General features: G+C 63.7%; 25 protein-coding genes and 1 tRNA gene. 13 read left to right on the top strand and 13 right to left on the bottom strand.

Annotated elements, in window-relative coordinates; genetic code table 11:
• Positions 1-303: 303 nt before the first annotated feature.
• The 4 genes from DT068_RS28095 to DT068_RS18205 all read right to left on the bottom strand — a co-directional run bounded on the left by DT068_RS28095 (position 304) and on the right by DT068_RS18205 (position 2,812).
• The gene (locus tag DT068_RS28095; RefSeq protein ID WP_162914288.1) at positions 304-771 is read right to left on the bottom strand and encodes a HEPN domain-containing protein; all 468 of its coding nucleotides are present in this window, start codon (positions 769-771) and stop codon (positions 304-306) included.
• On the bottom strand, positions 772-1,872 hold the full coding sequence (locus DT068_RS18215) for a GmrSD restriction endonuclease domain-containing protein (protein WP_119391289.1): 1,101 nt from the start codon (positions 1,870-1,872) through the stop codon (positions 772-774). It abuts the gene before it with no gap.
• 337 nt (positions 1,873-2,209) lie between these two features.
• Positions 2,210-2,285, bottom strand: a tRNA-Lys gene (locus DT068_RS18210).
• 155 nt (positions 2,286-2,440) lie between these two features.
• A complete protein-coding gene (locus DT068_RS18205; RefSeq protein ID WP_119391288.1) occupies positions 2,441-2,812 on the bottom strand; it encodes a VOC family protein in 372 nt (123 codons plus the stop codon).
• 228 nt (positions 2,813-3,040) lie between these two features.
• Here DT068_RS18205 and DT068_RS18200 point away from each other — a divergent pair, with 228 nt between their 5' ends.
• The 7 genes from DT068_RS18200 (at position 3,041) to DT068_RS18170 (ending at position 8,372) form a co-directional block, all read left to right on the top strand.
• Positions 3,041-3,424: a murein hydrolase activator EnvC family protein gene (locus tag DT068_RS18200; protein ID WP_162914287.1), complete on the top strand. Its 384-nt coding sequence runs from the start codon at positions 3,041-3,043 to the stop codon at positions 3,422-3,424.
• 534 nt (positions 3,425-3,958) lie between these two features.
• On the top strand, positions 3,959-4,177 hold the full coding sequence (locus DT068_RS18195) for a hypothetical protein (protein WP_119391286.1): 219 nt from the start codon (positions 3,959-3,961) through the stop codon (positions 4,175-4,177).
• A gap of 32 nt (positions 4,178-4,209) precedes the next feature.
• Positions 4,210-4,995 (top strand): peptidoglycan recognition protein family protein, encoded by a 786-nt coding sequence (locus DT068_RS18190; protein WP_119391285.1) that lies wholly within the window; start codon positions 4,210-4,212, stop codon positions 4,993-4,995.
• 16 nt (positions 4,996-5,011) lie between these two features.
• The gene (locus tag DT068_RS18185; RefSeq protein ID WP_119391284.1) at positions 5,012-5,224 is read left to right on the top strand and encodes a hypothetical protein; all 213 of its coding nucleotides are present in this window, start codon (positions 5,012-5,014) and stop codon (positions 5,222-5,224) included.
• Positions 5,225-5,258: 34 nt separating this feature from the next.
• Complete coding sequence (locus DT068_RS18180; RefSeq protein ID WP_119391283.1) at positions 5,259-5,546, top strand: hypothetical protein; 288 nt, start codon at positions 5,259-5,261, stop codon at positions 5,544-5,546.
• Positions 5,543-7,780, top strand: coding sequence for a hypothetical protein (locus DT068_RS18175; protein WP_119391282.1), 2,238 nt, complete (start codon positions 5,543-5,545; stop codon positions 7,778-7,780). The genes DT068_RS18180 and DT068_RS18175 overlap by 4 nt, the downstream gene beginning before the upstream one ends.
• Positions 7,781-7,859: 79 nt before the next feature.
• Positions 7,860-8,372 carry a cupin domain-containing protein gene (locus DT068_RS18170; RefSeq protein ID WP_119391281.1) on the top strand — a complete coding sequence of 171 codons (513 nt, stop codon included), beginning with the start codon at positions 7,860-7,862 and terminating at the stop codon, positions 8,370-8,372.
• Between the two features lie 200 nt (positions 8,373-8,572).
• Here DT068_RS18170 and DT068_RS18165 read toward each other — a convergent pair whose 3' ends face one another.
• Entirely contained in the window at positions 8,573-8,794 is a 222-nt protein-coding gene (locus DT068_RS18165; protein WP_119391280.1) for a DUF1127 domain-containing protein, read from the bottom strand.
• 120 nt (positions 8,795-8,914) lie between these two features.
• Here DT068_RS18165 and gcvA point away from each other — a divergent pair, with 120 nt between their 5' ends.
• Positions 8,915-9,838 carry a transcriptional regulator GcvA gene (gene gcvA, locus DT068_RS18160; RefSeq protein WP_119391279.1) on the top strand — a complete coding sequence of 308 codons (924 nt, stop codon included), beginning with the start codon at positions 8,915-8,917 and terminating at the stop codon, positions 9,836-9,838.
• Positions 9,839-9,971: 133 nt separating this feature from the next.
• Here gcvA and DT068_RS18155 read toward each other — a convergent pair whose 3' ends face one another.
• On the bottom strand, positions 9,972-10,877 hold the full coding sequence (locus DT068_RS18155) for a DUF1194 domain-containing protein (protein WP_368904807.1): 906 nt from the start codon (positions 10,875-10,877) through the stop codon (positions 9,972-9,974).
• Positions 10,878-10,917: 40 nt separating this feature from the next.
• Between DT068_RS18155 and DT068_RS18150 the strand changes: the two genes are divergently transcribed.
• On the top strand, positions 10,918-11,859 hold the full coding sequence (locus DT068_RS18150; protein WP_162914286.1) for an ATP-grasp domain-containing protein: 942 nt from the start codon (positions 10,918-10,920) through the stop codon (positions 11,857-11,859).
• A 226-nt stretch (positions 11,860-12,085) separates the two neighbouring features.
• On the opposite strand, the gene DT068_RS18145 is transcribed toward DT068_RS18150, so the two are convergent.
• On the bottom strand, positions 12,086-12,862 hold the full coding sequence (locus DT068_RS18145) for an SDR family oxidoreductase (protein WP_119391277.1): 777 nt from the start codon (positions 12,860-12,862) through the stop codon (positions 12,086-12,088).
• A gap of 163 nt (positions 12,863-13,025) precedes the next feature.
• Positions 13,026-13,382: a DUF2852 domain-containing protein gene (locus tag DT068_RS18140; RefSeq protein ID WP_119391276.1), complete on the bottom strand. Its 357-nt coding sequence runs from the start codon at positions 13,380-13,382 to the stop codon at positions 13,026-13,028.
• A gap of 121 nt (positions 13,383-13,503) precedes the next feature.
• Between DT068_RS18140 and DT068_RS18135 the strand changes: the two genes are divergently transcribed.
• Positions 13,504-14,484 (top strand): threonine ammonia-lyase, encoded by a 981-nt coding sequence (locus tag DT068_RS18135; RefSeq protein WP_368904806.1) that lies wholly within the window; start codon positions 13,504-13,506, stop codon positions 14,482-14,484.
• Between the two features lie 68 nt (positions 14,485-14,552).
• On the opposite strand, the gene DT068_RS18130 is transcribed toward DT068_RS18135, so the two are convergent.
• Positions 14,553-15,320 (bottom strand): hypothetical protein, encoded by a 768-nt coding sequence (locus tag DT068_RS18130; RefSeq protein WP_162914285.1) that lies wholly within the window; start codon positions 15,318-15,320, stop codon positions 14,553-14,555.
• A gap of 102 nt (positions 15,321-15,422) precedes the next feature.
• On the opposite strand from DT068_RS18130, the gene DT068_RS18125 reads away from it, so the two are divergent.
• Complete coding sequence (locus tag DT068_RS18125) at positions 15,423-16,625, top strand: MFS transporter (RefSeq protein ID WP_119391273.1); 1,203 nt, start codon at positions 15,423-15,425, stop codon at positions 16,623-16,625.
• Here DT068_RS18125 and dgcA read toward each other — a convergent pair.
• The 4 genes from dgcA to DT068_RS18105 all read right to left on the bottom strand — a co-directional run bounded on the left by dgcA (position 16,573) and on the right by DT068_RS18105 (position 24,603).
• Positions 16,573-17,568: an N-acetyl-D-Glu racemase DgcA gene (gene dgcA, locus DT068_RS18120; protein WP_119391272.1), complete on the bottom strand. Its 996-nt coding sequence runs from the start codon at positions 17,566-17,568 to the stop codon at positions 16,573-16,575. The two genes, DT068_RS18125 and dgcA, sit on opposite strands and share 53 nt — an antisense overlap.
• A gap of 280 nt (positions 17,569-17,848) precedes the next feature.
• Positions 17,849-18,859, bottom strand: a complete 1,011-nt coding sequence (gene dgcN / locus DT068_RS18115) for an N-acetyltransferase DgcN (protein WP_119391271.1) — start codon at positions 18,857-18,859, stop codon at positions 17,849-17,851.
• A 12-nt stretch (positions 18,860-18,871) separates the two neighbouring features.
• Entirely contained in the window at positions 18,872-19,357 is a 486-nt protein-coding gene (locus DT068_RS18110) for a hypothetical protein (protein ID WP_119391270.1), read from the bottom strand.
• 86 nt (positions 19,358-19,443) lie between these two features.
• The gene (locus tag DT068_RS18105) at positions 19,444-24,603 is read right to left on the bottom strand and encodes an apolipoprotein A-IV repeat region-like domain-containing protein (RefSeq protein WP_119391269.1); all 5,160 of its coding nucleotides are present in this window, start codon (positions 24,601-24,603) and stop codon (positions 19,444-19,446) included.
• Positions 24,604-24,946: 343 nt separating this feature from the next.
• Between DT068_RS18105 and DT068_RS18100 the strand changes: the two genes are divergently transcribed.
• A complete protein-coding gene (locus tag DT068_RS18100; protein WP_119391268.1) occupies positions 24,947-25,327 on the top strand; it encodes an Hpt domain-containing protein in 381 nt (126 codons plus the stop codon).
• Positions 25,328-25,503: 176 nt separating this feature from the next.
• Positions 25,504-25,824 (top strand): 2Fe-2S iron-sulfur cluster-binding protein, encoded by a 321-nt coding sequence (locus DT068_RS18095; protein ID WP_119391267.1) that lies wholly within the window; start codon positions 25,504-25,506, stop codon positions 25,822-25,824.
• Positions 25,825-25,841: the final 17 nt, after the last annotated feature.

The following is a 25,841-nucleotide window of genomic DNA, read 5'->3' as shown; positions in this document are numbered from 1 at the left end:
AGCAGTCAGGTCAAGACTGCACCACAGGCCGTAGACATGACTGCATCCTGCGCACTGCCCACAAAAATCGCTTCGCAAACCTCTTGCCAACAGGGCGCCGTCCAGACATGACAGTGCACAAAATTATCGATGCGGCAGGCAGAGCACGCCAACAGGAGCGAAGGCGACCATAGATCGCGAGGTTGTGTGGTCGGAGGGATGTCAAGTGCAGCGTCACGAAACCGCTCGAATTAAGTGCACTGTCACCGAAATCCCCCCCCCCCCCACTCGTCGCGGTGGGGAACCCTTGCAATATGGTGCTCATCAAGTGCGCAGCAGCGCTTCCAGCTCAACTATAAGAGTAAACGAGTCGTCATAGTATTGCTTCAGCACCCTGGGGCCGAGCGACCCGCCAACGCCATGGGCAATCGAATTTCTAAGTGCATAGCATGACTGTACACTTTGCTTTATTTGTTCGTTATTTGAAACAAATTCTTCAAACTTGTGTCCCCATCCACTGTCAAACTTGAAAAGTAGTTGCTGAATTGCCTCGCAGTCATAGTTTGTACCACGCTTGAAGTGGGTCCTTAGGAAGGAAGAGACTTGCGGTGGTGATCGCGCTCCAACGCGTTCGACAATTACAATCTCAACAGAACGTTCGATCGTCCCACAAACCAAGACACATGCGAGCTTGCAATATATGTCCGCAAGCGCGGGATCCAATGACCTTTCTTGCGCGGCAAGAACAATCTTCTCCACGGCTCTAAAACGATTTTCGATGCCGATGAACACTTATATGTCCGCAAAAGCCTCGATTGCGAGGCGCTGACGTGTCTTGACCGCCTCTTCTGTGGCTGTGGCGCTCGTGCATGCCTTCATGAAGGCTTCATTCTTGAGCAGTTTGTCATATTCCTGGGTTATTTGAGCAACCACGGGCTTTGCTTGGTGGCTAAGCAGTTCTGCAATTCCAACCGTAACAGCTTCGAAGACTGCGGCATTCAACGCACGAATGGGTCGGAAGGCAGGCGTTCCCTTTGCTTCGTTAACAATCTTCATAACCTGCCTAAACATGGCATCTAGCTTGCTCAAAGTAGCTGCATCGATCTGGTTTTCTTCGGATACAAAGCTATTCAAGAAATCACGCATTGGCGCTGCATAGTTCGCCCTGTTGTGGATCATAGCTAATGCGCGCAGCACCAACTCCTGATCTTTGAGACGAGTGTTTTTCTTTTCTCCGAATATCGCCCGCCAATTCTCATCATCATTGAGTAGTCGCACCCTCTCGAGGACGGGACCCTCGCTGATACAGTTTCGGATTTCCTGTGGAGATAGTCGAATGCCGCCGGAATTGATGCGCTCAAAGACAAAATATAGACTCTTGAGTGAGTTTTTAGGCTCGTCTTGTTGAAAGATCGTTGCATGGACAATTGCGTCGTCTAACTTGAGCTTTTCATCAGAGTCCAACTCGTTATAGGTCTTGCCCTCCCATTCGCTTCTCACGCCAACTAGACGGAATGCTTTCTCCTTGAATATCCCAGTGTAAAAGAATTCCAGTGTGCGTAATCGTTGTTGCCCATCAACAACCATGTGACGGCCTGTGTCGGCTTCTTTGTAGAGAAAGATTCCAGGTACTGGCAGCCCCATTAAAAGGGATTCAATAAAACGAGACGCATGTCGTTGTGACCAGACGAAGTTTCGTTGAAATTTTGGAATGAAGAATGCCTCGCCCTTCATTCGTTTGACTAGTGTGTCAACAGGATAGTCCGCGCCGTAGCTGGTAATAGTAAAGCTACCGCTGGTTCCTTCTTCCGCGCTTTCATCCTCAACACCGATATCAAGACCAAGCTTATACTCGTCCTCAATTTCAACCGGTTGCTCTTGTTCATCGGCCATGGAAGGGGCGCCCCTAGTGTTGCAGTTCGACTCTACTCAGGTAGTGGGCTGAATAAGAAATCATGCGGGCGCGACGATCAAGCCTTTGCTTAAGGACTAGGAGAAGGCACAGGCTACCCCCTGTGGAAGGCCTAACGAACCTCGAGCCCGCCTACCGACCCTTCAGGCCTTCGATTGGGCGAGCCAAGGGGCGAATATTGAGCGATCAGGCATCCTCGCAGGCCTGAAAAGCGCGACCGGCCCCGCGAGCGTTTTGACAAGTGCTTGAGTGTGACCTATTTGTGACCTTAAATCAGGTCGTCAGGGCGTCGATTGGCAGGTAAGTTATTGATTTCCTTGGTGGGCGCAGTAGGACTCGAACCTACGACCCGCTGATTAAGAGTCAGCTGCTCTACCACCTGAGCTATGCGCCCGTCCATCAAGGAAGCCGGAGCGGCCATGGGCCGTCTCGCGGGCGGTTCTCTAGCAAAGGGGCGAGGGGGTGTCCAGCACTATACCGGGGCCGCCTGTGGATGAAACGCCGCGCGCCCGGGCCGGGCTTTCGGGCGGGAATCCCGGGGGTTAGGGGTCAGGCGACCTCGTCGATCATGGCCTCGATATTGTAGCCGTCCGGGTCGAGGACGAAGCAGGCATAGTAGTTGGGCGTGTATTGGGGGCGGGGGCCGGGCGGGCCGTTGTCGCGGGCGCCGGCGGCCAAAGCGGCGCGGTAGAATTCATCGACATCGGCCCGGCTTTTCACCCGGAAGGCGACATGGACGCGGGTCAGAGGCGGCTTGTCGGCCGACTGCATGATCTCGAACAGGCCATCATCGATGTCGAAGGCCCAGAATCGGCCGGCCTCGCCGAAGGCGACACGGTAGCCGAGCGGTGCGAAAGCCTGCTCATAGAAGCGCTTGCTCTTCTCAAGGTTGCCGACCGCGAAGGTCACGTGATCGATCATGGTTTCCCCGACTGGGTGGCGTCCCACCGCTTCCCCCAGCATTAGCACAGCCGATGGACCTTGCGTTCAGCAACCGGACTTTGTTCATTCGACGGCCCCTGGCGGGTCTGTTACTCTCGGTCACGAATGGTCAAGGCAAGTGCCTGTATTAGTCTGGTTTTCGCGGTCCTGGCTTCCCCCACGGCGTGGGGAGAGGAAAGTCTTATCCTGCCGCCCTTTGCCTGGCCCGTGGCGGGGCAGGTCGTCGATGAGGATGACGGCAGGCCGTGCCCTTCGCGCCATGAGGGGATCGACATCCTGGTGCCCGACGGCACCGAGGTCAGGGCCAGTTTCGACGGGACGGTCATCTATGCCGGCAGTGAAGTGCCGAGCTTCGGCAATCTGGTCCTCATCCGCCATGATGGCGGCTGGGTGACGGTCTATGGCCACAACAAGGAGCTCTTCGTCAATCGCGGCGAGGATATCAAGATCGGCGATGTCATCGCCCGCAGCGGCCATAGCGGCTATGTGGCGCGGCCGCAGCTCCATTTCGAGATCCGGAACGGGCAGGTGCCGGTCAATCCGGCGCGCTATCTGGAGCTCCTGAAAGCCCAGGCGCCGGAACTGCCGTGATCGCCGGGGGGCGATCTCCAGCACGCCGACGTAAGAGCCCTCACCCGCCCTCTCGCCTTCGCGAAGCCTTGATTCAGCGTCGGCGGGCCAAGATGGCTTCGCTTCGGCGGAGCAAGGTCGGGCACCCTCTCCCATTGCTTCGCAACGGGCGAGGGGGAAAGTTTGGAGAGGGCTTGTCTGTTTAGAAATTCATGCGATTGCCCTGTTGATGGACCAGCTGTGTCATCCCGATACAGGTTGCCTTCTGTTTCATTTTAGCGACAGAGCCCGCCGCATCTTGACTTGCGGCTTACGATGGGGTAGTGTAGCGACCCTCAGGGCTCTACGGGTTCAAAGAAACCCGCTTCTGTTCACCAGCAGACCAGAATTTCCTCACTGAGCCTATCGTCGGAAAAAATGATCGGAATGTTCGCAGCACTCGCTTGAGCGCGCGCGGCCTGCCGATCGTCCGTGAATATGCGCGCAGCCGGTCAGCGATCGGTGCGAACGCGGCCTCCTGCGCGCCAACCGAACGAAACCGAGAAAGAACCCGAGATGAAAAGAGCAACGAAATCCCGAGCGGGCGCGAAGCGCCGCTCACCGCGCCGCAAGGCCGCGGCGGCGCATGACGACGGCAACCATCACATGTGCGGCTGCGATCTCGACTTCACCGAGATGGAAGAGACCCTCGATGCCCATCTGCCGATCGCCAAAGGCGGCGTCGCCACGACGGGCTCGCGCCGGGCGCGAACGGCCCGCCGGGCGAACGCCTGAAACGTGATCGATCAATCAAGAGGATCAAGGAAATGGCTTTCTCACTGACATGGTTGCCGCAAGTGCTGCTCGATGCCGGCCTCAAGGTCGCCGAGCAGCCGGGCTGGAAGACCCGCGGCCATGGCGATATGGCGACGGTCAAGGGCGTCATCTGCCACCACACGGTGGGCTCGAAGAACGGCAACATGCCGAGCCTCGGCGTGGTGACCAATGGCCGGCCCGATCTGCCGGGACCGCTGGCGCAATTGTGCCTCGGGCGCGACGGAACCTATTTCGTCGTCGCCGCCGGGCGATGCTTCCATGCGGGGCCGGGCAACTGGCAGGGCGTCACCGCCGGCAATTCAAGCTTCATCGGCATCGAGGCGGAGAATACCGGCCGCACCACGGGGCCGCTGGCCGATCCCTGGCCCGCCGTGCAGCTCGATGCCTATCGCCGCGGCGCCGCCGCGATCCTGAAGAAGATCCGCGCCAATGCCATCATGTGCTGCGGGCACAAGGAATATGCGCTGCCGATGGGGCGCAAGCCCGATCCGACGCTCGACATGGCCGATTTCCGCCAGCAGGTGAGCGCCATCATGGCGGGAACGGCGCCCAATCCCTCGGTCATCCCGGGCACGGATGCCGAAGGCCGCCCGACCTTGCGGCGCGGCGCCACCGGCGAGCTCGTCAAGGAGGTGCAGCGCAAGATCGGCATCGCGGCGAGCGGCGTCTTCGACGCCCTGATGGAAGCGGCGGTGCGCAAGTTCCAGCGCGACCATGACCTGGTGCCGGACGGGATCGTGGGCCCGCGCAGCTGGGCGACACTGGCGGCGATGTGAAGAGGGAGCCGACATCATGAGCGTGATCAAATTCGGCGCCATCGGGCTCCTGGCCCTCGCGGCCGTGGCCGGCACCGCCAGGAGCACGGCCCCCCAATCGCCGGCGATGGAAGTGGCCCAGGCACTCAGCCCGCGTTGCGCCACGCCCGCCGGCGTCTGCTTCATCAACCCGCAACCGATCGGCACGCCATGCTCCTGCGGGCAATTCCAGGGAACCGTCATCTGGTGACCGCCATCGGCGGCAAGAGGAAAGGGCGCGCCCCATGACCATACCGACCCGGCCTCGACGCTATCCCTTCACGCGCCACGCCGCCTTCCTGCGAATCGTCCCGTGCCTGGCCCTGGCGGTGGTCCTGGTGCAGCAGGACACGACCACCCGGAGCTCGTCGTCGCGATCCAACAGCGCCGCCGACCCTCTGCCGCCGCTTGAAACCGAAGTGCCGGGAACCGTCCCCGATGCCAGCTGCGACAGCGGCCAGCGCAATGTCATCAAGGTCTTCGTGGACGGGGCCCTGGTCAGGACCGAGAGAAAGAACTGCGTCGCGCCATGACCCAGCCGCAAGCCAAGCAGGCGGAGATCAGCCAGCCTGAGATCATTCAACCGGAGACCGCCCCGCCGCAAAGACCGGAAGTCTGGCCGTGGCTGAGGCGGGCGTTGTTCTCGCTGCCGGGCGGCACTCTGCTCGGGGCGGCATTGCTTGCCGCCATCCTCCTTGTCGCGGTCAATGTGCAGCCGAAGCGCCTGATCGGATGGGTGATCGGGCCGACAGGCAAGGTCTATGTCAGCAGCCCCGGCGTCTATACGCGGGAAAGGCTGGTCAATGACCGCAACGACCAGGACTTCTGGCTGCGCGAGCAACTGCAGCTTCTCGATGACGCGCAGATCGGCTTCTCGACGGTCACCAGCAACGACCTGCGGCTCAGGGCAGATGTGGCGGCAACGCCAGGGGGCGGTGCCGGCGCCGGCGAGCCGCCGGCGGGAGAGGCGGCCGGCAACGGCGCCAGTGAAGGGCAGCCCACGCCGGCGCAGCCATCGCTCTCGTTTCTCGATGGATTCGCCATCCGCACCGCGGCGCGCGATTCGATCCGCCAGAGCATCCTCGAGAACCTGCTCGACGACCGTCACGACCTGACGGGAAACTCCGTCTACGGATTGAAATTCGACACGACCGTGATCCCCGGCAAGTTCACCACGGGGCGCGCCTTCGTGCGGCTTTCCATCACGCCCGACCAGGCGGCGCTGGTTCCCGACGAGGCGGTTCCCGACAAGGATTTCCCCGATCTGCCCTATCACCTCAGAACCTATTTCCAGTACAGCTATTCGCAGATCGCCAATGATCCCGCCAATCTCAACCACAATTCCTTCAAGCTCTATTCGCAATGGCGCGCCAATGTCGGCTGGCGCCTGAATGCGCATTTCCTGCAGATCGTCGAGACGAAATGCCGGTGCATGACCAGCGTGCCGACCGACAGCCCGTGCAGCCCGCCTTCGCCGCAATGGCGCCAGGAGATCCTGTCCACGGTCAACAAGATCCTCGCCATCGACGGGGCGCGGATCAAGAGCGGGCAAACCGGATCGAGCATGGGCATCATCCTGCCGCCGCCATGGAACAACTTTCTCGCGGTCAATGTCAGCCTGCAGGAGATGAATGGCTGCGGCAGCCTGCCGGCGACCTTCACCGTCAACCAGGTCGACGACACCATCCTCATCCGGCCGAAGGACGAGAAGGACCAGAATTACAGGCTCGTCGATGAGGTGAGCGGGACCGAGTCCGCCTATGTCTATGTGCCCAAGTCGGAAGAAGCGGACCTGATGCTGTACTGGCCGCATTACCGCAACATCCCGGCGATCGCCAGATATGTGAAGAGCATCGGCAAGCAGCTGACCTATTGCACCGACAAGGCGAAACCTCAAAGCTGCGTCGGCTACATCACCATACCCTCGGGCTATTTCAACTTCATCGAGAAGGTCATCAAGCCCGATATGTATGCCTATTCGCTGTTTCCGCGGCTGGAAGCGACGTCGATCCTCAGCGCCCAGACCAGGAGCCTGGCCTATTCGGCGCGCCAGGGCGATGGCGGCCCCGGCTTCGGTATCGACAGCCGCGACGCGATCAACGAGGCAGCCCTGATGCCGACGGCGATCGGCTTCACCGACGCCGAATCGGAGAAATCCATCGACCTCGGCTGGGTGGTGGATGTGGGCCGCACCGGCGCGCCGTTCCAGCGCTCGCAATTCGCCCTCATCTCGGTTCCCGCCTGGACAAGCCGGCTGCAGATCTCGGTCGAGACCGGGTGGCTCGATTCGGCCTCGGCGGAGGAGGTTGCGGAAAAGCAGACCTATACCGTGCCGATACCGCCCGATTACGAAGCCTTCGATTCCTTCATCGGCGGCCAGGAAGCGGTGCGGCGGCCGCAGATCAATGACGAGCTGATGGATGGCGCGATCACGCTCGTCGCCTGCCGGCGCGCCGCCATCCTCATTCCGGGCCTGAGATTGTGGCGCAGCGCCATGGTCACGGTCGGGTCGGAGCGGGCCGACAGGATCACCGTGCTGCCGAATATGAGAGGCATCCTGGCGGAGTTCACCAGGCTCGGCCAGGCGGCGATCGGCGATGCCGTGACCTTGCGCGTATGGACGAGCGAAGGCGTCGATTCACAGCCGGGCAAGGTCAAGGTGATGCCGCCGCCCGATCCCAATGAATGCAAGGACAAGCTCACGACGAGCGCCACGGCCGATTCCGGCGATCCTCCCGCCGCCATTGCCGCGGCGCAGGGCCAGTAGAGGGATTTGTACAGGTACCGACGGGGGCATATGATGGTGGGCATGCCCGCTCCGTGACGGGCGACAGGATGCCCGGCCCATGAAAATCGAAAGCTTCACCTTCGCCGATGACGGCGATGTGCCCAACCATCCGCACTGGCCGATGATCGTCTATCTGGCGGCGCTCGATGCCGGGGAGGCGGACCCCGCCACGGCGTTCGAAAGGACATTCGCGCGCCATGGCTGGGGCGATGGCTGGCGCAACGGCATATATGCCTTTCCGCATTATCATTCCAATGCGCATGAGGTGCTGGGGATTGCCGCCGGCGAAGCGGTGGTGCGCTTCGGCGGGGCGCAGGGAATGGTTCTCACGGTCAGGAAAGGCGATGCGGTGCTGCTGCCGGCCGGCACCGGGCACCAGCGCCTGTCCTCAAGCTCCGATCTTCTCGTCGTCGGGGCCTATCCGCCAGGGGCCGGGCGCGACCTCAAGCGCTCGGGCGAGCCCGACAAGGCGCAGATCCGCAGCCGGCTGCGCCATGTTGCAAAGCCGCTGCATGATCCGATCGCCGGCACGACCGGGCCGATGATTTCACTATGGCAACAGACGCCATGACGATGCGTAACGGGTGACCTCACTGCGTCCTGTGCCGCCGTCATTTTGAATCCGATTCACATTGATGCCAGGAGAAAATCGTCACTGAGACCACGTCAAGTATCGGGGGCCTTTGTTCGTCCCCCGTTTTCGCAATTGGCCGTTTCCGTTCAAGGGTGGAGAACTTTTGTTCTCATCGCGATCTTGGCGGGTCCGCCACGTCACCTTGCCCGCAGACGGGCGATCTCGCGCTCGGCGACCTGTTCGATCAGACGGCGGTCGACGCCGATATCGCGCAGCTGCCGGTCAGAGAGCTGCTCCAGCTCATTGACCGCCCTGAGGCGCCGGACAGCGTCGGCCAGACGGCCAGCCAAGCGGGCGAGGGGCGAGGGGCGAGAGGCCTTTGCGGTCCCGGGAAGGGAATAACCGGTGAAATTCGACATGTTCGCTTCCTTTCAGTATTTCTTGAGCCCGATTTGATGCCCCATAGATATGCCCTTGTAATTCCACAGACAAACGAGTAGTTTTCATCGTATCTGTTAGTATATTTTGAAGATGTGGCCATGGTCCGACATGTTCCCGGCACCGGCTCGCTGAAGGCCTTCGAGGCCGCCGGCCGGCATCTCAATTTCACGCGGGCGGCGGCGGAGCTGAATGTGACGCCGGCCGCCGTCAGCCATCAGATCAAGGAATTCGAGGACCAGCTGGGCCAGCGCCTGATCGAGCGCACCAGCCGGTCCATGCGGCTGACACCGGCAGGCGAAATCCTGCATGAAGCGGTCGCCGAGGCGCTGGACGGGCTGGCCCGCGCGCTGGCTCGCATGCAGCGGGCGCGCAACAGCTCGAGGCTCAAAGTGAGCGCCTCGACCTCGATCGCCGCCAAATGGCTGGTGCCGCGGCTCGATGAGTATATGAAGGTCGCGCCTGGCGCCGAGGTTCAGCTCGATGTCTCCGACCGGGTGCGCGATTTCGTCCGGGACGACATCGATCTCGCCATCCGGTTCGGCAATGGCCACTATCCGGGCTTCCGTGCCGACCGGCTGTTCGACAACACGATCTTCCCGGTCTGCAGCCCGGCGCTGCTTTCGTCGAAGCAACCGCTGAAGCATCCGCGCGACCTGCTGCAGCACCGGCTGATCCATGTCGAATGGAGCGGGCAAGGGGTGACCTGGCCCAATTGGCGGATGTGGATGCTGGCCGCCGGCGTCGAGGACTATAATGAGGCGGGCGGGCTCTATCTCGACAATTCGGGACTGGCGCTGCAGGCGGCCGTCGACGGGCAGGGCGTGGCGCTGGGCGACTCGTCGCTGGTTTCCGACGATCTCGCCGCCGGATTGCTGGTCCAGCCCTTCGCGCTCACCATCAAGGGCCCGCCGCAATTCGCCTATTATCTGGTTTCCCTCAGCGAGCGGCAGGACGATCCCTTGGTCAAGTCATTCCGCGAATGGATCCTGGACGAGGCGGCGCGCACCCCCCTGGTGAAATGACGCGACCATGTCCTGTCATCCCGATGCAGACCGGAATCCTTTACCCTCGCCCCGCAAGCGAAGCGCAGCGGGGAGAGGGAAGGGGCCCGACGCGAAGCGGCGGGAAGGGTGAGGGGCAGTGGGCGCTGCAGGACTACTTTGCTTCCTGATCGAGGGACCAGCTCATTCGTCCGGCAAGCCCCTCACCCTCCCATTGCTGCGCAATGGGTCCGGCCGGCCTCCGCTTGCGCTCCGGCGCTCTGCGCTCAAAAAGGTCCACTGGACCTTTTTGCCGGCTTCGCCGTCGCGTCTCGCCCCCGCTGAAGCGGGGCGAGGGTAAAGGAGCCAGTCCTGCGATCTCGAGCAGCAATTTGCGCCGCACCGCATCGGCGAAAGTGGCGCGCGTTTCGGCGGTGATCACGAAGCTTCCCGGGCCGCCGATGATCGTCTCGGCGAAGGCCTTTTCGAGATCGTAATTGACCGGCCGGCCCGATGTGCAGCTGCGGCAGAGAATGGCAAGGCCGTTGATGACGATGTCCTTCGCCAGCACATTCATGCGGGCGAGCGGCACCGGAATGCCGCCCCAGCTATAGGCGCTGTCGGCGGAGAAATCGATGACCTTGCGGCTGCCCCTTATGGCGTTGTCCTCGATCAGCGCCTGCGCGACGGCAAGCGCGTTGCCGATGGCGTTGCGCCCTTGCGCCTTGCGGGGCGCCGATGTCAGGCGGTCGGCAAAGGCCCTGGCGCTCTGTTCCCCGTCAATAACAGTCCAGCCCACCACCACATCCTGCGAGGCGACGCTGCCCCATTCGACATAGGCGACGGCAATCTTCTGCAGGGCGCCGCTCGTTATCGCGTCGAGGATCGCGGGATCGGTGATCGCCGCCGCATAGCCCTCGCGCTGGAAGGCGATCTCGCTGTCATCGATCGACCCCGACGCATCGGCCAGGAGAACGAGCTCGAGATCGACTTCCTGGGCTCTTGCCGGAACGGCAGTCCATAGGGCAATAATGAGAAGCGCAACAAGCCGCATGATGGTCACTATGGGCGAGCCCGTCATCAGCGTCCAATCACAGCGCGTTGAGACAGGAACCTCGCCAATGCCTGCCTATACTTTGATCGTCATCTGCCGGAACGCGCATGATGAGGCCGATTTCCGCGCCATCGCCGAAAGAGTTGCCGCACTTGCGCCCGACATAAGGCCGGTGGTGCTGCGGGCCTGGTCGTCCAAGCTGCCGCCCGGCGATCTGTGGTCGAGGCCGGCGCTGGTCGTCGCCTTGTGCAACGCCTTCGAGCTTCAGGTGCAGCGCGGAACCGTCCTGCGCCCGCGGCGCATCTACAAGACCGACCAGTACCAGATCTTCCTCAAGGCGGGACTGGCGACGCCAAAGACGCGCATCTTCGAATTCGGCATGAAGCTCGATGCGGCCGAGTTCGGCGAGCATGTCATCCTCAAGCCCCTCAGGATCAACTCGAAGGGGGAGGGAATCCACCTGGTGCGCTCCTCGCGTGTCGGCGCGCTGAAGCCGCAGCTGTTCAAGGCCAGCCATCCGATCCACAAGGATGTCTATCTGGTCCAGCAATTCATCGATACCGGCGACTATCCGACCCACTACCGGGTGGAGACCTTCCTGGGCGAGGCTCTGTGCTGTCGCACCATCTTCTCGTCGCTCAAGCGTCCTTCGCTCACGGCCAGCGACCGCACGCTTCTCGACGGCGTGGTGGCGAGCAATGCGGTGATAGCGGGGGGAAACAGGACCGCGGCGGCGCGGGATGAGGAGGTGATCGCCTTCGCCCGGCGCATGGACGCCACCATCCCCGACTGCCCGCTCAAGGGCTGCGACGTGCTGCGGGAAGCCGGAACCGGCAAGCTCTATGCGCTCGAATGCAATCCCGGCGGCAACAGCTGGGCCTTCAGCGCGCCCGACGGCGAGAATGCGCGCCAGGCCTTTGGCGGCAAGCAGGGCATGATCGACCATATGGGGGCGTGGGACGCTGCGGCGCGCGGCCTCATCCAGCGCACGCGCGCCGAGGCTTCTTGACGCCTGCTAAAGCGGCCATGCTCATCCTCCTTCTCCGCGCGAAGCGCGGGGAAGGTGGCGCGTAGCGCCGGATGGGGTGGAGCAACCGGCGAAATTTCTGGAAAGCTGCGTGAATGTGTTTCGGCCCGGAGGACCAGATGCAGAAGCCTTCAGCACGCCTCGCGCGGCACCACCTCCATCCGGCGCTGCGCGCCACCTTCCCCCGCTTTGCGGAGGAAGGAGGAATTTATACCGCGTTGAACAGGCCGCCGTCGACGACAAGGCTCTGGCCGGTGATGTAGCCGGCCTGCGCCGAGCAGAGGAAGGCGCAGAGCTCGCCGATCTCGTTCGCCTCGCCGAAGCGTTTTGCCGGCACCGAGCTCTTGCGCTGGGCGGCCATATCGGTCTCGCTCTTTCCCTGCATCTTCGCCATGCGGCCGGTGGTGCTGCGCAGGCGGTCGGTGTCGAACATGCCGGGCAGGAGATGGTTGATGGTGATGTTGAAGCGGGCAAGCTCGCGGGCAGGGCCCGCCATAAAGGCCGCGAGGCCGGCGCGGGCGCCGGAGGAGAGATCGAGCCCCAGTATCGGCATCTTCACGGAGAGCGAGGTGATGTTGACGATGCGGCCGAAATTCTGCTCCTGCATCGCGGGCACGACGCGCTGGATCAGCTCGATCGGCGTCACCATGTTCTGGACGACGCCGGCGAGCACCGCGCCGCGGTCGAGCTCGCGGAAATCCCTGGGCGGCGGCCCGCCATTGTTGTTGACCAGGATATCGGGGCGGGGACAGGCGGCAAGGAGGGCTTCCTGGCCGGCAGGTGTTCCGACATCGGCTGCGACCGCCGTGACATTGGCGCCGGTCAAAGCGATGATCTCATCGCGCGTGGCGGCGAGGACCTTCTCGTCGCGGCCGTTGATGACAATCTCCACGCCTTCGCGGGCAAGCGAGAGCGCGCAGGCCTTGCCGAGACCCCGGCTCGATGCGCAAATGATCGCCTTGCGGCCCTTCAATCCCAGATCCATGTCATCACGCTCCGATAAAAAAACCTGGTAAACTAGAGGCGACGGCTAACGCCGTCGCCTCCAGTTATTTTTCTTGCGCATGATCTTATCGGAAAACCGGCTTCCACTTTTCCGGATCATGCGCTCTCAACCGGGTTCTCGCATGGCAACCTTTCAGGTTCAATCAGCTTTGCGGCGGCTTGCGCTCGGCCATGAAGCGCTCGAATTCCTCGCGGTCGCGCGATTCACGCAGGCGCTGGAGATGCTCGGCGAATTCCGCCTGCTCGGCCTCCAGCCGCTTCAATGTCTCGGCCTTGTAGGCATCGAAGGCGGCATTGCCCGATCCTTTCGGTGTGTTCCTGGCGCCGAAAGCCTCGCGCAGGCGCCGGGCGCCGTCATCGGCCAGGATATCGACCGGGCCGGCCCACAGCACATAGGCCAGGACCGAAAGACCGAGCGGCCACCAGACGATGAAGCCCGCGACGACGGCCAGGATGCTGAGCGGCGTCCAGCGGCCATGGCGCGATTGCGATGATGTCATGGAAGTTCCTCCGATCCAGAATGCGCCTTTTGATATGGGAAAGGAGGCGCGGGGTTCAAGGATTATCAGGGTGCAATCGAGCGATGGCGCGCCTGCCGCAAATCCGCTAATGGCTTCGGCCATGCAGAAAATCCCCAGCTTCGATGATGTCCTGGCGGCGCGTGAGCGCCTCAAGGGCCAAGCCGTCATGACACCGCTGATCGAAAACCCGGTGCTCAATGAGCGTGTCCAGGGCAGGGTGCTGATCAAGGCGGAGTGCCTGCAGCGCACCGGCTCGTTCAAGTTCCGCGGTGCCTGGAACGCGATCTCGCGTCTCGATGGCGACACCGCCAAGGGCGGCGTCGTGGCCTATTCCTCCGGCAACCATGCGCAAGGCGTTGCCGCGGCGGCGCAGCTGATGAAGCTGCCGGCCCTCATCGTCATGCCGTCCGATACGCCGCGGATCAAGCAGGCCAATACCCGCTCCTATGGCGCCGAGGTCGTGACCTATGACCGGGCCAGCGAGGACCGCGAGGAGATCGCCAACCGGATCGCGCGCGAGCGCGGCGCCGTCATCGTGCCGCCCTTCGATCATCCCGAGATCATCGCCGGGCAGGGCACGTCGGGCCTCGAGGTGATCGAGCAGGCGGCCGAGCGCGGCATCAGCGTCGATGCGGTGCTCGTCCCGGCGAGCGGCGGCGGCCTCGTGGCCGGCAATGCTCTGGCCTTCTCAGGCCGATCGCCCATGACCCAGGTACACAGCGTCGAGCCGGAAGGTTTCGACGATCACGCCCGCTCGCTCAGGAGCGGCAAGCGCGAGCGCAATGAGAAGACGACGGGCTCGATCTGCGATGCGCTGCTGTCGCCGGCGCCGGGCGAGATCACTTTCGCCATCAACCAGCCGCGGCTCAAGGCCGGCCTGGTGGTCAGCGAGGCCGAGGTGAAGCGCGCCATGGTCTTCGCCTTCGAGACGCTGAAGCTCGTCATCGAGCCCGGCGGCGCCGTCGGCTTGGCGGCGGTGCTGGCCGGCAAGATCGCCACGCGCGGGCGCACCATCGCGGTCATCGCATCGGGCGGCAATGTCGATCCCGGCCTGTTCGCGGAAATCCTGAACGGGCGGTAGACACACATCCTGCTCCTTCCCCCGCTTCGCGGAGGAAGGAGAAAGAATGAGTAAGGCGAAGACCTTGGTCAGCCGGACAATGGAATGTCGAGCGGATCGTCCTTGGCCCGGCGAATGACCACGATGCGCGGCTTTGCCTCGACGGGCGGTTCGGCCGCGGGCTCCACGCGCGTCGACGGCGGTTGGGGCGTGGGCTCGAACAGGTCCTCGTCGCGCGAGAAATAGGGCGCCTGGTGCCCGACCGGCTGGGCTTCGCCCGGCTCGGCGGCGAGGCCCGTCAGCGTCTCGTCAATGTGACTGAGAAGACCCATGGCCTTGGCGATGCGCTCGCTCAGCACCTCCTGCGACCAGGAGAGCGTCTCGAGCGAGCGGGCATTGGTCTCGACCGCCGCGACATGCTCCTCATCGGCGGTCGCGGCCTTGAGGCCGCCGGCAATGACGCGCAGCGAGATCGAACGCTTGGCGATCTCCCTCGACGTCGAGCGGGCATCGGCGGCGATATGGTCATAAAGCGCGCCATCGGCCGGCAGATAGCCGCCATCGGGCAGAAGGTCGTTATGGGTCGAGGCGATCTCGGAACGCGCCGCCTTGATGGTCAGGGCCAATTGATCGATGTCGGGCAGCGGCTTGTCGGGCTTGAGCCCATTGGATGACGCAACGTTTTCGAGCTTTTTCAGGGCGTCAAGCAGCATCACGGTGTCGGCGGCGCGGTTGCGCCTGGCATATTCGGCCAGGAACCAGCGGCCGCGCGCCGATTCCATGACGGCACTTTCCAGCGCTTCATATTGTTCGCGCGGAAAAACAACCGCGCCAGTTTCCTGACCGGGCGAGTTCATTCCGGGACTCCCACACACTGACTGTCCACTCCGCCGGCAATTATTCTGGAAACTGGTTAGCGTTTGGTTTAGAGGCTGGGACAGTCTCCCTTTCCGGCTCCGATGCAGCCTCAGGCCCTCAATTTCCGCCTCTGCTTCTACATGTCCTTCCTGTTCCTGGGGTTGGGCGTGCAGCTGCCGTTCCTGCCGCTGTGGCTCGCCGATCGCGGACTGTCGACGGCCGAGATCGCCGCCGTCCTCTCGGGCCAGATCCTCATCCGCACTTTCGGCGCGCCGCTCGGCACCTTTCTTGCCGACCGATACGGACGGCCGATCCTGCTCATGCGCCTCGGCGCCTTGCTGTGCGCGGCAAGCTATTTCCTCCTCGACTTCATGACCGGCTTCGCCGCGATCTTTCTCGTCGCGGTGCTGGCCTCGGTCTTCCTGTCGCCGGTGGGGCCGATCGCGGAGAATTTCGCCATCGTCGAGAGCGCCAAGCGAGGGCTCGATTACGGAAGGCAGAGGCTGTGGGCGTCGGTGAGCTTCATCATCGGCACGCTGGTCTCGGGCTTCGCGCTGGAATGGCTCGACACGTCGAGAGCGGTCCTCCTCATCGCGGTGAGCTATCTGGCGCTGGCGGCGGCCGGCTTCGTCCTGCCGGACCAGCGCCGCCGCAAGAGCAAGACGGAAGAGGCGCCGGCGATCGTCAGGCCCAAGGACGTGCTGCAGCTCTTCCGGGCGCGGAGCTTCGTCATCTTCCTGGTGGCGGTGAGCCTCGCCCAGGCGAGCCATGCGCTGCTCTATGGCTTCGGATCGCTGCATTGGGAACAGCTCGGCCACGCCAAGGCGACGATCGGCATATTGTGGGGCATAGGCGTCGTCGCCGAAGTGGTGTTCTTCTTCTTCTCAGGAAGGCTCATTCCCTCCTTCATGCCGATCGCGCTCATCATCGCCGGCTGCCTTGCCGGCGTCCTGCGCTGGATCGTGACGGCCTTCGATCCGGCGCTGTGGCTGCTCATGCCGCTGCAGGTGCTGCATGCCCTCACCTTCGCGCTCGTGCATTTCGGGACGCTGCATTTCCTGATGCAGAACGTGCCCGAGCGCCTGCGCAATTCGGCGCAAGGGCTCTATGCCGCCTGCTCGGCCGGCCTGTTCATGATGATCGCTACGGCGATCGCGGGGCCGCTGTTCGATGCCTTCGCCGGCGGGGCCTATCTTGCCATGGCGGTGATGTCGGCGCTGGCCGCAGCACTTGCCGTCCAGGTCATGCGGATCAGCCCCAGAGTGCCGGCGGCGGCGGATACATCAGGCTCCCGACAAAATTGATGCCGGGGGAGCGGTCTTCCTTCAGGAGCAAAGGCCCATCGAGATCGACGACGCTGGCGAATTGCGCCAGCAGCATCGCCGGCGCCATGGCGAGCGACGTCGCCAGCATGCAGCCGACCATGATCTTGAGATCATGCCGGCGGGCGGCCTCAGCCAGAGCCAAGGCGCCGGTGAGGCCGCCGGTCTTGTCGAGCTTGATGTTGATGGCGTCATATTTGCCGACGAGGCTGGCGATGCCTTCGACGCCATGGGCCGATTCATCGGCGCAGATCACAACCTTCCGGTCGATCGAGCGCAGCGCTTCATCGGCAGCGGCCGGCAAGGGCTGCTCGACGAGCTCAATTCCGGCCCTGGCGCAGGCATCGAGCATGCGCGGCAGCACGGTTTCGCTCCAGCCTTCATTGGCATCGACGATGAGCCGCGCGCCGGGAGCCGCGGCGCGGATGGCTTCAATGCGCTCCTCGTCGCCCTCGCGGCCGAGCTTGAGCTTGAGAAGAGGACGGTCCGATGCCGCGGCGGCCGCCCTGGCCATGGCCTCCGGCGTGCCGAGGCTCAGAGTATAGGCGGTGACGACCGGTCTCGGCTCGGCAAGGCCGGCGAGCTGCCATGCGGGCAGGCCTGAGCGCTTTGCCTCGAGGTCCCACAAAGCGCAATCCAGCGCGTTCCGCGCGGCCTTGGGGGCGACATGACGCGCGATCTGGTCGCGCGGAAGGCCTTCTTCAATCGCATCGCGGGCGGCTTCCAGGGCCGCCACGACCTGGGGCACCGTTTCGTCATAGCGCGGATAGGGCACGCATTCGCCGCGGCCCGTGGCGTCGCCTTTGGTCAAGGTGACGACGACGACATCGGCCTGTGTCTTGGAGCCGCGCGAGATGGTGAAGGAGCCGGCGATCGGCCAGCTCTCATGGGCGACGGTGAGCTTGCGCCTTGTCACCGTGGGCATCCGGAAGAATTGAAGAGAGTAACTCTGGCAGGCGACGCTATTACCCTCGCCCTGCAAGCGAAGCGCAGCGGGGAGAGGGAAGGGGCCCGCCGCGCAGCGGCGGGAAGGGTGAGGGGCAATGGGCGTTGCAATGCTCTACTGTCCTCTTGATCGAAGAGATCAGTCCAATTCGCGGCAGGCCCCTCACCCTCCCATTGCTGCGCAATGGGTCCCTCCCTCTCCCCGCTGAAGCGGGGCGAGGGTAAGTGCGCGCTTGCGCCAGGAGAGAAAGCCGTTGCCATCAGGCGTGATAGCGCTTCTGCAGGAGATCGATGATCGGCCCGCAGCCGGTGCGGATCGGGTCGACGCAAGGGAGGTCGTGCTCCCTGGCGGTGCGCTCGAGCAGCGCCAGAGCATCCGTCTCGGGCAGATGCTCGGTATTGATGGCGATGCCGGCGCAGGCGATCTTCGGATTGGTGAGACGGCCTTCGACAATGGTGCGGTCGATGACCTCGGCGATCGAGGGCAAGGCATGCTCGACGCCGCGCATCCTGGTGCGGGTCGGCTCATGGCAGACGACGAAGGCGTCAGGCTGGGCGCCGTGCAGCAGGCCCAGCGTCACGCCGGCGAAGGAGGGATGGAAGAGCGAGCCCTGGCCTTCGATGACATCCCAATGGTCGGGGTCGTTCGCCGGGCTCAGCCATTCGGCGGCCCCGGCGATGAAATCGGCGATCACCGCATCGAGGGCGATGCCGCGGCCGGAGATCAGGACGCCGGTCTGGCCGGTGGCACGGAAGTCCGATTTCATGCCGCGGGCACGCATTTCCTTGTCGAGGGCGAGTGCCGTGTATTTCTTGCCGACCGAGCAATCGGTGCCGACCGCGAGGATGCGCAGGCCCGGCCGCTTGGTGCCCTTGCCGGTGGCGAAGGCCATGTCGGTGAAGCGCACGTCGTGCAGCTTGCGGCCATTGCGCCGTGCAGCCTCGGCAATCTCCGGTATCGAGCTCAGCCGCTTGTGGAGCCCGGTCGCGACATCGAGCCCCTGGTCGAGCGCCTCGACGATGCGGGCCACCCAGTGTCCGGGCAGCACGCCGCCGGCATTGACGACGCCGACGACCATGGTCTTCGCGCCCTTGGCCCTGGCCTCGGCGATGGTGATGTCCTGAAGCCCGCAATCGGCCTTGCAGCCTTCCAGGCGGATCTGGCCGACGCACCAATCGGGACGCCAGTCGACGACACCCTGGGCGGTCTTGGCGGCAAGTTGATCTTTCACATCTCCCAGGAACAGGAGATAGGGCTTGGCGATATCCATGATGCTCCCTGCTTATTGCGGGCTGATGCGCCCGGAGGCTTGTGCCAGGAGCAGGTAGAGCTTTCCCGATTCCGATGCAAGGGAGGCATCGACCAGCTGGTCGCCCTGCGACGTTTCCGCAAAGGTGTCGAGCAGGCGTTCGAACAGGCGGACATAGGCATCGACGCGGCCGCGCACCAGCCGCTCGCTCTTGTAGCGGCGCTCGATGAGCTTGGGCAGGCGCCGGCCGCGATCCTCGAGCAGGTTGTGGGTATAGACCTCGCCTTCACCGGCCGTGAAGCGCTTCTCGAGATCGCGCGGCAGATCCTGGTCGATCGCCTCGACGATGTCGCGGGCGGCGGCATTGAGCTTGCGGACCAGTGTCTCGGCTTCGCGAGTCAGGGCGCGCGAGAGCTGGTTCTGCTTTGCCTTGCGCTGCGAGCCGTTGGCGGGCTGGAGCAGGGCCTCGGCGACCCGGCGCGGCTTCGTAACCGGCTCATCCTCGACCCGCCCGCGCAAAGCCGGGGGCTCATCGTCGCTCCGCTCGATGTCTTTCTTCTGGGCGCCAGAGGTCCTGGGGGGCGGAGCGTTGGACCCGGCGCCTTCTATTTTCCCGCGCCGGATCCCCGTCCCGAAGGCATGTAGATGCCGGGCCCCGACAGATCGAGCGCATTCGACTGGCGCTTGACGACGTCAGCCAGCGCATTCAGCGCCGAAATCTGGTCGGCGACGACCTGGCGCATGGCATCGGCATTGGCGCGCGTCTCGTCAGGCAGGTCGAAGATCGCGCGCTTCAGCTCGTTGCGGGCGAATTCGATGTCCTTGACCACCTGCTGGGCGGTGACGCGCATGTCCTGCGCCGTCTGCTGGAAGCCCGATGCCGTCTCCGCCATCATCTGATTCATGGCGCCGATGGCACGCTCATGCTGCTCGCGCATGACCCGGGCGGCGTTGGATATCTGCGAGTCGGAGGAGGCCTCGAGCCGGCGGATCTCCTTTTCCAGATTGGCGGCGACCTGGGTGGTGTTCTCGGAGATGAACTTGCCGACCTCGGCCGAGCGGCGCTCGGCGGCGCCGAGCGACTCCTCGATGAGGCCCATATAGTTGCGCATCATCTGATCGACGTCCTGGGCGCGCTTGCCGAGCGTGCTGACCAGCCCGCCCAGCGTGTCCTCGCGGCTCGACAGCATGTTCTCCATGTCGACATTGAACTTGTCGAGCGAGCGCTGGACGACGCCCGAGACATCCTCGAGGCGCTCGGAGATGCGGCTGCCGGCGGTCTCGAGCTTGCCGGTGAGCTGCATGCTGATGCCTTCGAGGCGGTCGTCGATCGCATCCGCCGTGGTCGAGAGCTGGTTGGACAGGAAGGCGTTGGCGGTCTCGAGATGCTTGGCGAACTTGCCGCCCGCTTCCTCGAGCTTCTTGGTCGAACCGGCAGCGGTGCGCTCGAGATCGCGCGCCGCCCGATCGAGGTGATCGACGAGGAGGCCGGATTGCTGCTCGAACTGCCCGGAGATCTGCAAGGTCGTCTGGCCCAGCCCCTCGGAGAAGGCGTCCGACGCCTTGCCGAGATTGGTGATGATGTTGGTGCTGGCGCTGTCGAGCGTCTGGGCGAAGGACATGCTCGCGCCTTCCATGCGGCCCGAGACATCGGTGGTGATCTTGTCGAGAAGATCGGTGGCCACGTCGAAGCGCTCGCCGAGATCGCGCACGGTATTGTCGATGCGCGCGAACATGGAATTGCCGGAGAGCTCGAGGCGATCGGCGACGTTGCCCGCCGTCTGCTCGAGCCGCTCGGTCATCGCCGTGCGCGTCGTGTCGAGCTGATCGAAGATCCGCGACGAGGTCTCCTCGAGCTGCGTGGTCATCTGGCTCGACGTGTCGATCAGCTGGTTGCCGAGGCGGCTCGAGGCGCTGTCCAGCTGCGAGAACAGCTGGGCCGAGGTGCTTTCGAGCTGCGTGGTCAGGCGATCGGAGGTCTCGGAAAGCTGCGAGCCCAGATCGTCCGAGGTGCGGTTCAGCTGCGAGAAGAGCTGGGCCGCGGTGCTTTCGAGCGTCGAGGTCAGGCGGCCCGAGGTCTCGTCGAGCTGCGAGGTGAGCAGCGTCGAGGTCTCGTGCAGGTCCTTGGCGAGGTCGCCCGCCACGCGCCCGACACTCGAGGTGACGAGGGTGGCGGTGCCGCTGATATGGTCGGTGATGCGCGACGTCGTTTCCTCGAGCTGGGCGGTGAGCTGGCCCGAGGTGTTCTCGAGACGCCCGAACAATTGCTGGGTGGTCTGCTCGAGCTGGGTGGTGAGATCGCCGGAGGAGCGCTCGAGGCGGCCGAACAGCTGATGAGTGGTTTCCTCAAGGCGGCCCGTCATCTGCGACGAAGCGGTCTCGAGCAGCTTGAAGACATCGTCGCGGGCGCTGTTGACGTTCTGCACGAAGTCGCCGGAAACGCCGATGAGCTTCTCGGTGACGATGCCGCCGACACCTTCGATGTTCTGCGAGACGGCTATTCCCGAATCCTGCATCTGCCGCGTCACGATCTCGGAAGTCTCGCGGATATGCGCGGTGATGGCCGTGCCGGTCGAGGCGACGAGATCGGTGACCGCGGCACCCGTGGTCTGCAGATCGGAGGTGATGCCGGAGGCGGTATCGCGCAGCCGCGCATAGACGCCATTGGTGGTTTCGTCGATCTTGCCGGTGATGGCGGTGGCGGTGGCGCCCATATGGCCGAAGAGCCGTTCGGCCGCTTCTTCGATACGGGTCTCCATCTGCTCCGAAGAGTCGCCGATGACGCCAGCGAGGCGGGTGGCGGATTCATCGAGCTTGGAGGTGACCAGCGAGGTCTGGTCGCCCAGCACGTTGAAGAAGCGGGTGGTCGTGTCCTCGACCTTGGCGGTGATCTCGCTGCCCGCCACATTGAGCTGGTCGAGGATGCCGGAGGCGGCCTGATCCATGCTGGCGACGAGCTGCGAGCTCGACACGTTGAGATGGCCGACAACGCGGCCGGAGGTCTCGTCCACGCGGCTGATCAGCCTTTCGCTGGCCGTCAGGATGGTGGTCGCGGCGAGCTCGGTCGAGGCGCTGAGCCGCTCGACCATGGCGTGGCTGTTGTCCTCGATGCCGGTCTGGATCGCCTGGGCGGTCTCGTCGACCCGGCCGATCAGCTTCTCGCTGGCGGCCACGATGGTCGAGGCGGCAAGCTCGGTCGAGGCGCTGAGCCTCTGGACCATGGCGTGGCTGTTGTCCTCGACGCCGGCCTGGATCGCCTGCGCCGTTTCGTCGAGCTTGGAGAACAGGCGGCCGGTGGTGTCGTCCAGTCGGCCGGCGAGGTGCAGGCCGGCATCGTCCATGAAGCTGGACAGGCCGGTGCGGGCGCGCTCGACATTCTCGACATAGTGCTTGATGGCGACGTCGAGACCGTCGGTCATGCGGGCACGGCCGGATTCGAAGGCGTGCGTGGCCTCGTCGAGCTTGGTGAACAGGCGGCCGGTCGAGTCATCGACGCGCAGCGCAATGTCGCCGCCGACCTGGTCGACATAGGTCGAAAGCTCGGCGCGGGCGCGCTCGACCTGGTCGACATAGTTCTTGATGATGCTTTCCAGGCCTTCGGTCATGCCGGAACGGCTGGTCTCGACCAGCTTCAGGAGCTGGGCACTCGACGTGCCGATGGCGATGGCGGCAGCCTCGGTGGAGGCCGACAGGCGCTCGACCAGGATGTTGCTGTTCTCCTCGATGCCGACATGGATGGCGCGCGCGGCCTCGTCCAGCTTGGTGAACAGGCGGCCGGTCGAGTCGTCGACCCGGGTGGAGATCTCGCCGCCGGCCTGGTCGACATAGGACGACAGATCGATGCGGGCGCGCTCGACCTGGTCGACATAGTTCTTGATGATGCTTTCGAGCCCGTCGGTCATGCCCGAGCGGTGCGTCTCGACCAGCTTGATGAGCTCGGCGCTCGAGGCGGCGATGGCGGCGGCAGCCGAGTTGGTGGAGGTGGAGAGGCGCTCCACCATGACATTGCTGTTCTCCTCGATGCCGACATGGATGGCACGCGCGGCTTCATCGAGCTTGGTGAACAGGCGGTTGGTCGAGTCGTCGACCCGGCCGGCGATCTCGTTACCGGCCTGGTCGACATAGCCGGCGAGGCTGGCGCGGGCGCGATCGACCTGCTCGACATAGTTCTTGATGATGCCCTCAAGCCCGTCGGTCATGCCGGTGCGGCTGGTCTCGACGAGGTGGATCAGCTTGTTGCTCGAGGCGCTGATGGCGGCGGCGGCGGCATCGGTCGAGAGGGTGAGACGCTCGGACAGCGTGTTGCCGTTCTCCTCGATGCCGATATGGATGTGGCGCGCCGCTTCGTCGAGCTTGGTGAACAGGCGGGCGGTCGATTCCTCGACCCGGCCGGCGATCTGCTGGCCCGCCTGGTCGACATAGGTGATGAGACCGGCGCGGGCGCAGTCGACCTGGTCGACATAATTCTTGGCGATGCCTTCGAGGCCGTCGGTCATGCTCGAACGGCTGGTCTCGATCTGCTGAGAAACGACGATGCCGGATTTCTCGATCTGCTCGGCGACCTCCTGCGAGGTGGCCTTCAGGTGATAGACGATGTTGCCGCTCGCCGACTGGAGGAGCTCGGTGAGCTGGGTGCCTGTGGTGCGGATCTGATCGCTCGACGAGGCGGCGGCATGGTCGATCGTCTGGGTAATCTGGGTATTGATGCTGGTAAGCTCGCTGATGCTCGAGCGCAGGAGCTGCACGACGCTCGACTCCATGCCCTGGACGCGCATCCCGAAATTGCTCGACTCCGCATTGAGGGAGCCTGTGGCATTGGCGAGGATTCCGATCTGCTCGGACAGATGCTCGGAGAACTTGCGCAGCTCAGTCACGAAGATCGAGGACGAGCGCTCCATATGCGCGGCTTGACCCGAAATCTCGGAGCCGGCGACGGAAGCGCGCGAGGCGACCTCATCGATGGTGCGGGCGAGCTCGACGGTCGTCGTCTTCAACCCGTGCTCGAGATGGGAGATCGTCGACTGCGCGTTGGAGATGATGGCGTCGAGATTCTGGGTGTTGGATTCAAGCCGCGCCAGGACCGGATTGGTTTCGGTGCCGATCACGACGCCCGCCTGCTGCAGGGCGGCGCGCTGGTTCTCGAGTCCGGCGACGAGGGTGCGGATGCGGTCTTCATTGCCCCCGAAGGCGCGCTCGATCGAGGCGATCTCCTTGTGGACGATGCCTTCGAGCTCGGAGGCGCGCTGCACCGCATGCTCGACGCCGCCGACCAGGATGTCGACTTCCGAGCGCACAGCCTGGGCGATCGAGGCGAGCCCATCGGCGGCTATGTCCTGGGGCCGCACAAGGCGCACGGCCGTCTGCACCAGGACTTCAGAAACCTGGCGCATCTGCCGGGCATGCCAGAAGAAATAGGCCAGCGTCCAGATCAGGATGACGGGCAGGATGCCGACGGCGCCGGCGATCATCGTCTGCGGCATGTTTGCCGTCGAGAGCGGGTTTGGCCGGTCAAGAATGGCCGGGCTGAAGGTCCAGAACCACAGGAATACCCACAGCAACATGAGGACAAAGGCAATGAGATAGGGCGCCGGCGAAGGCCGGCGGCGCAGGCCCGCCATCATGGCGGCCGATGGCTCATTCTCATTGGCAGGGCGCCCGCGCAAGGGCGTGTCGCGCGTCGCGCCAACATCGCCGTCGCGCCGGCCGGCATCGCCGCCCCGCTGACGCCGTTGCGAACGCCGTGGATCGTTTGGATTGTTTACCATGTCTGTACCCGCACCACTTCCCTGTTCATCGACGGCGGCTCTCTGTCCGTCCGACCCCCAGTCCCACCCGTTGGCCGTCCCTGGTTACGCGTCAAATCCCCATCCGCGCGTATGGGAGCCGGACACGACCGGGCATTGCCGGGCGGTCCGATTAGAGCTTCCATGATACCTCATCGGGAGTCCCGCTTGAACTCATCTTAACCTTGTCGATGCGGCTAAATAAAGTTTTGGTTAAAATTATGGTTCGCTTTGAATCAAAATGGAAAATCTCGTGTTAAGGAAAGCGGGCTAGGGAATTGTGGCTCAACGTCAGGGCGCGACCGCGGCCGCGAGGGGTAAGAAAATGTTAACCATTGGCGTGGCGGAAATGGGATCCGGCGATACGGATCCCGCCATATTCGACCGTGCGCATCTGCGGCAATATACGAGCGGGGACGAAAACCTCGAACGCGAGCTGCTTGGCCTTTTCCTGGGCCAGTTCACGCCGATCCGGACGCAGCTCCATGCCGCCGCCAAGGCCGATGACTGGAAGCTCGCCGCCCATACGCTGAAAGGGTCGGCCCGCTCGATCGGGGCGCCGCAGATCGGGGCAGTGGCGGAAAAGCTCGAGCTGACGGGCTTCACCGCACCTGCCGATAGCAGGGCCGCGGTTCTTGCCGAACTCGACCAGGCGATGGCGGGCTTCGCCGCCGAGGCCGAGAAGGTGCTCGGAGCCGGGGGATAAAAGACGCATTTGCAAAGAGTTGCGACGTTTCCCTGCAAGGGGGATTCAACCAGCCCGGATAAAGCGAAAAAGGCCCGGTGCCGGCGCATGGCTGCGGTGACGGGCCATTTCCTTGTGTTCGCCGGCCTGATCCCTTAAAGAGGCCCGCGCGTTAATACCCGACAAAAGGCCCCGGAATGGCGAAGATCACCTTCATCCAGCATAATGGCACAGAGCAGACCGTCGACGGGGTGACGGGGATGACGGTCATGGAGACCGCCGTCAAGAACATGGTGCCGGGGATCGATGCCGATTGCGGCGGCGCCTGCGCCTGCGCCACCTGCCATGTCTATGTCGAGCCCGACTGGCGCGAGAAGACCGGCCAGCGCAACCCGATGGAAGAGGACATGCTCGACTTCGCCTTCGATGTGCGGGAAGAAAGCCGGCTGTCCTGCCAGATCAAGGTATCCGACGCGCTGGACGGCCTCAGGGTGCGCGTCCCTGAAAAGCAATTCTAGTCATTGCGGAGCGAAAA

The organism is Taklimakanibacter lacteus, assembly GCA_003576695.1.
GTDB lineage: Bacteria > Pseudomonadota > Alphaproteobacteria > Rhizobiales > Aestuariivirgaceae > Taklimakanibacter > Taklimakanibacter lacteus.
Note: the sequence above shows the minus strand (reverse complement) of the source record. Positions and strands in the feature narration are given on the sequence as shown.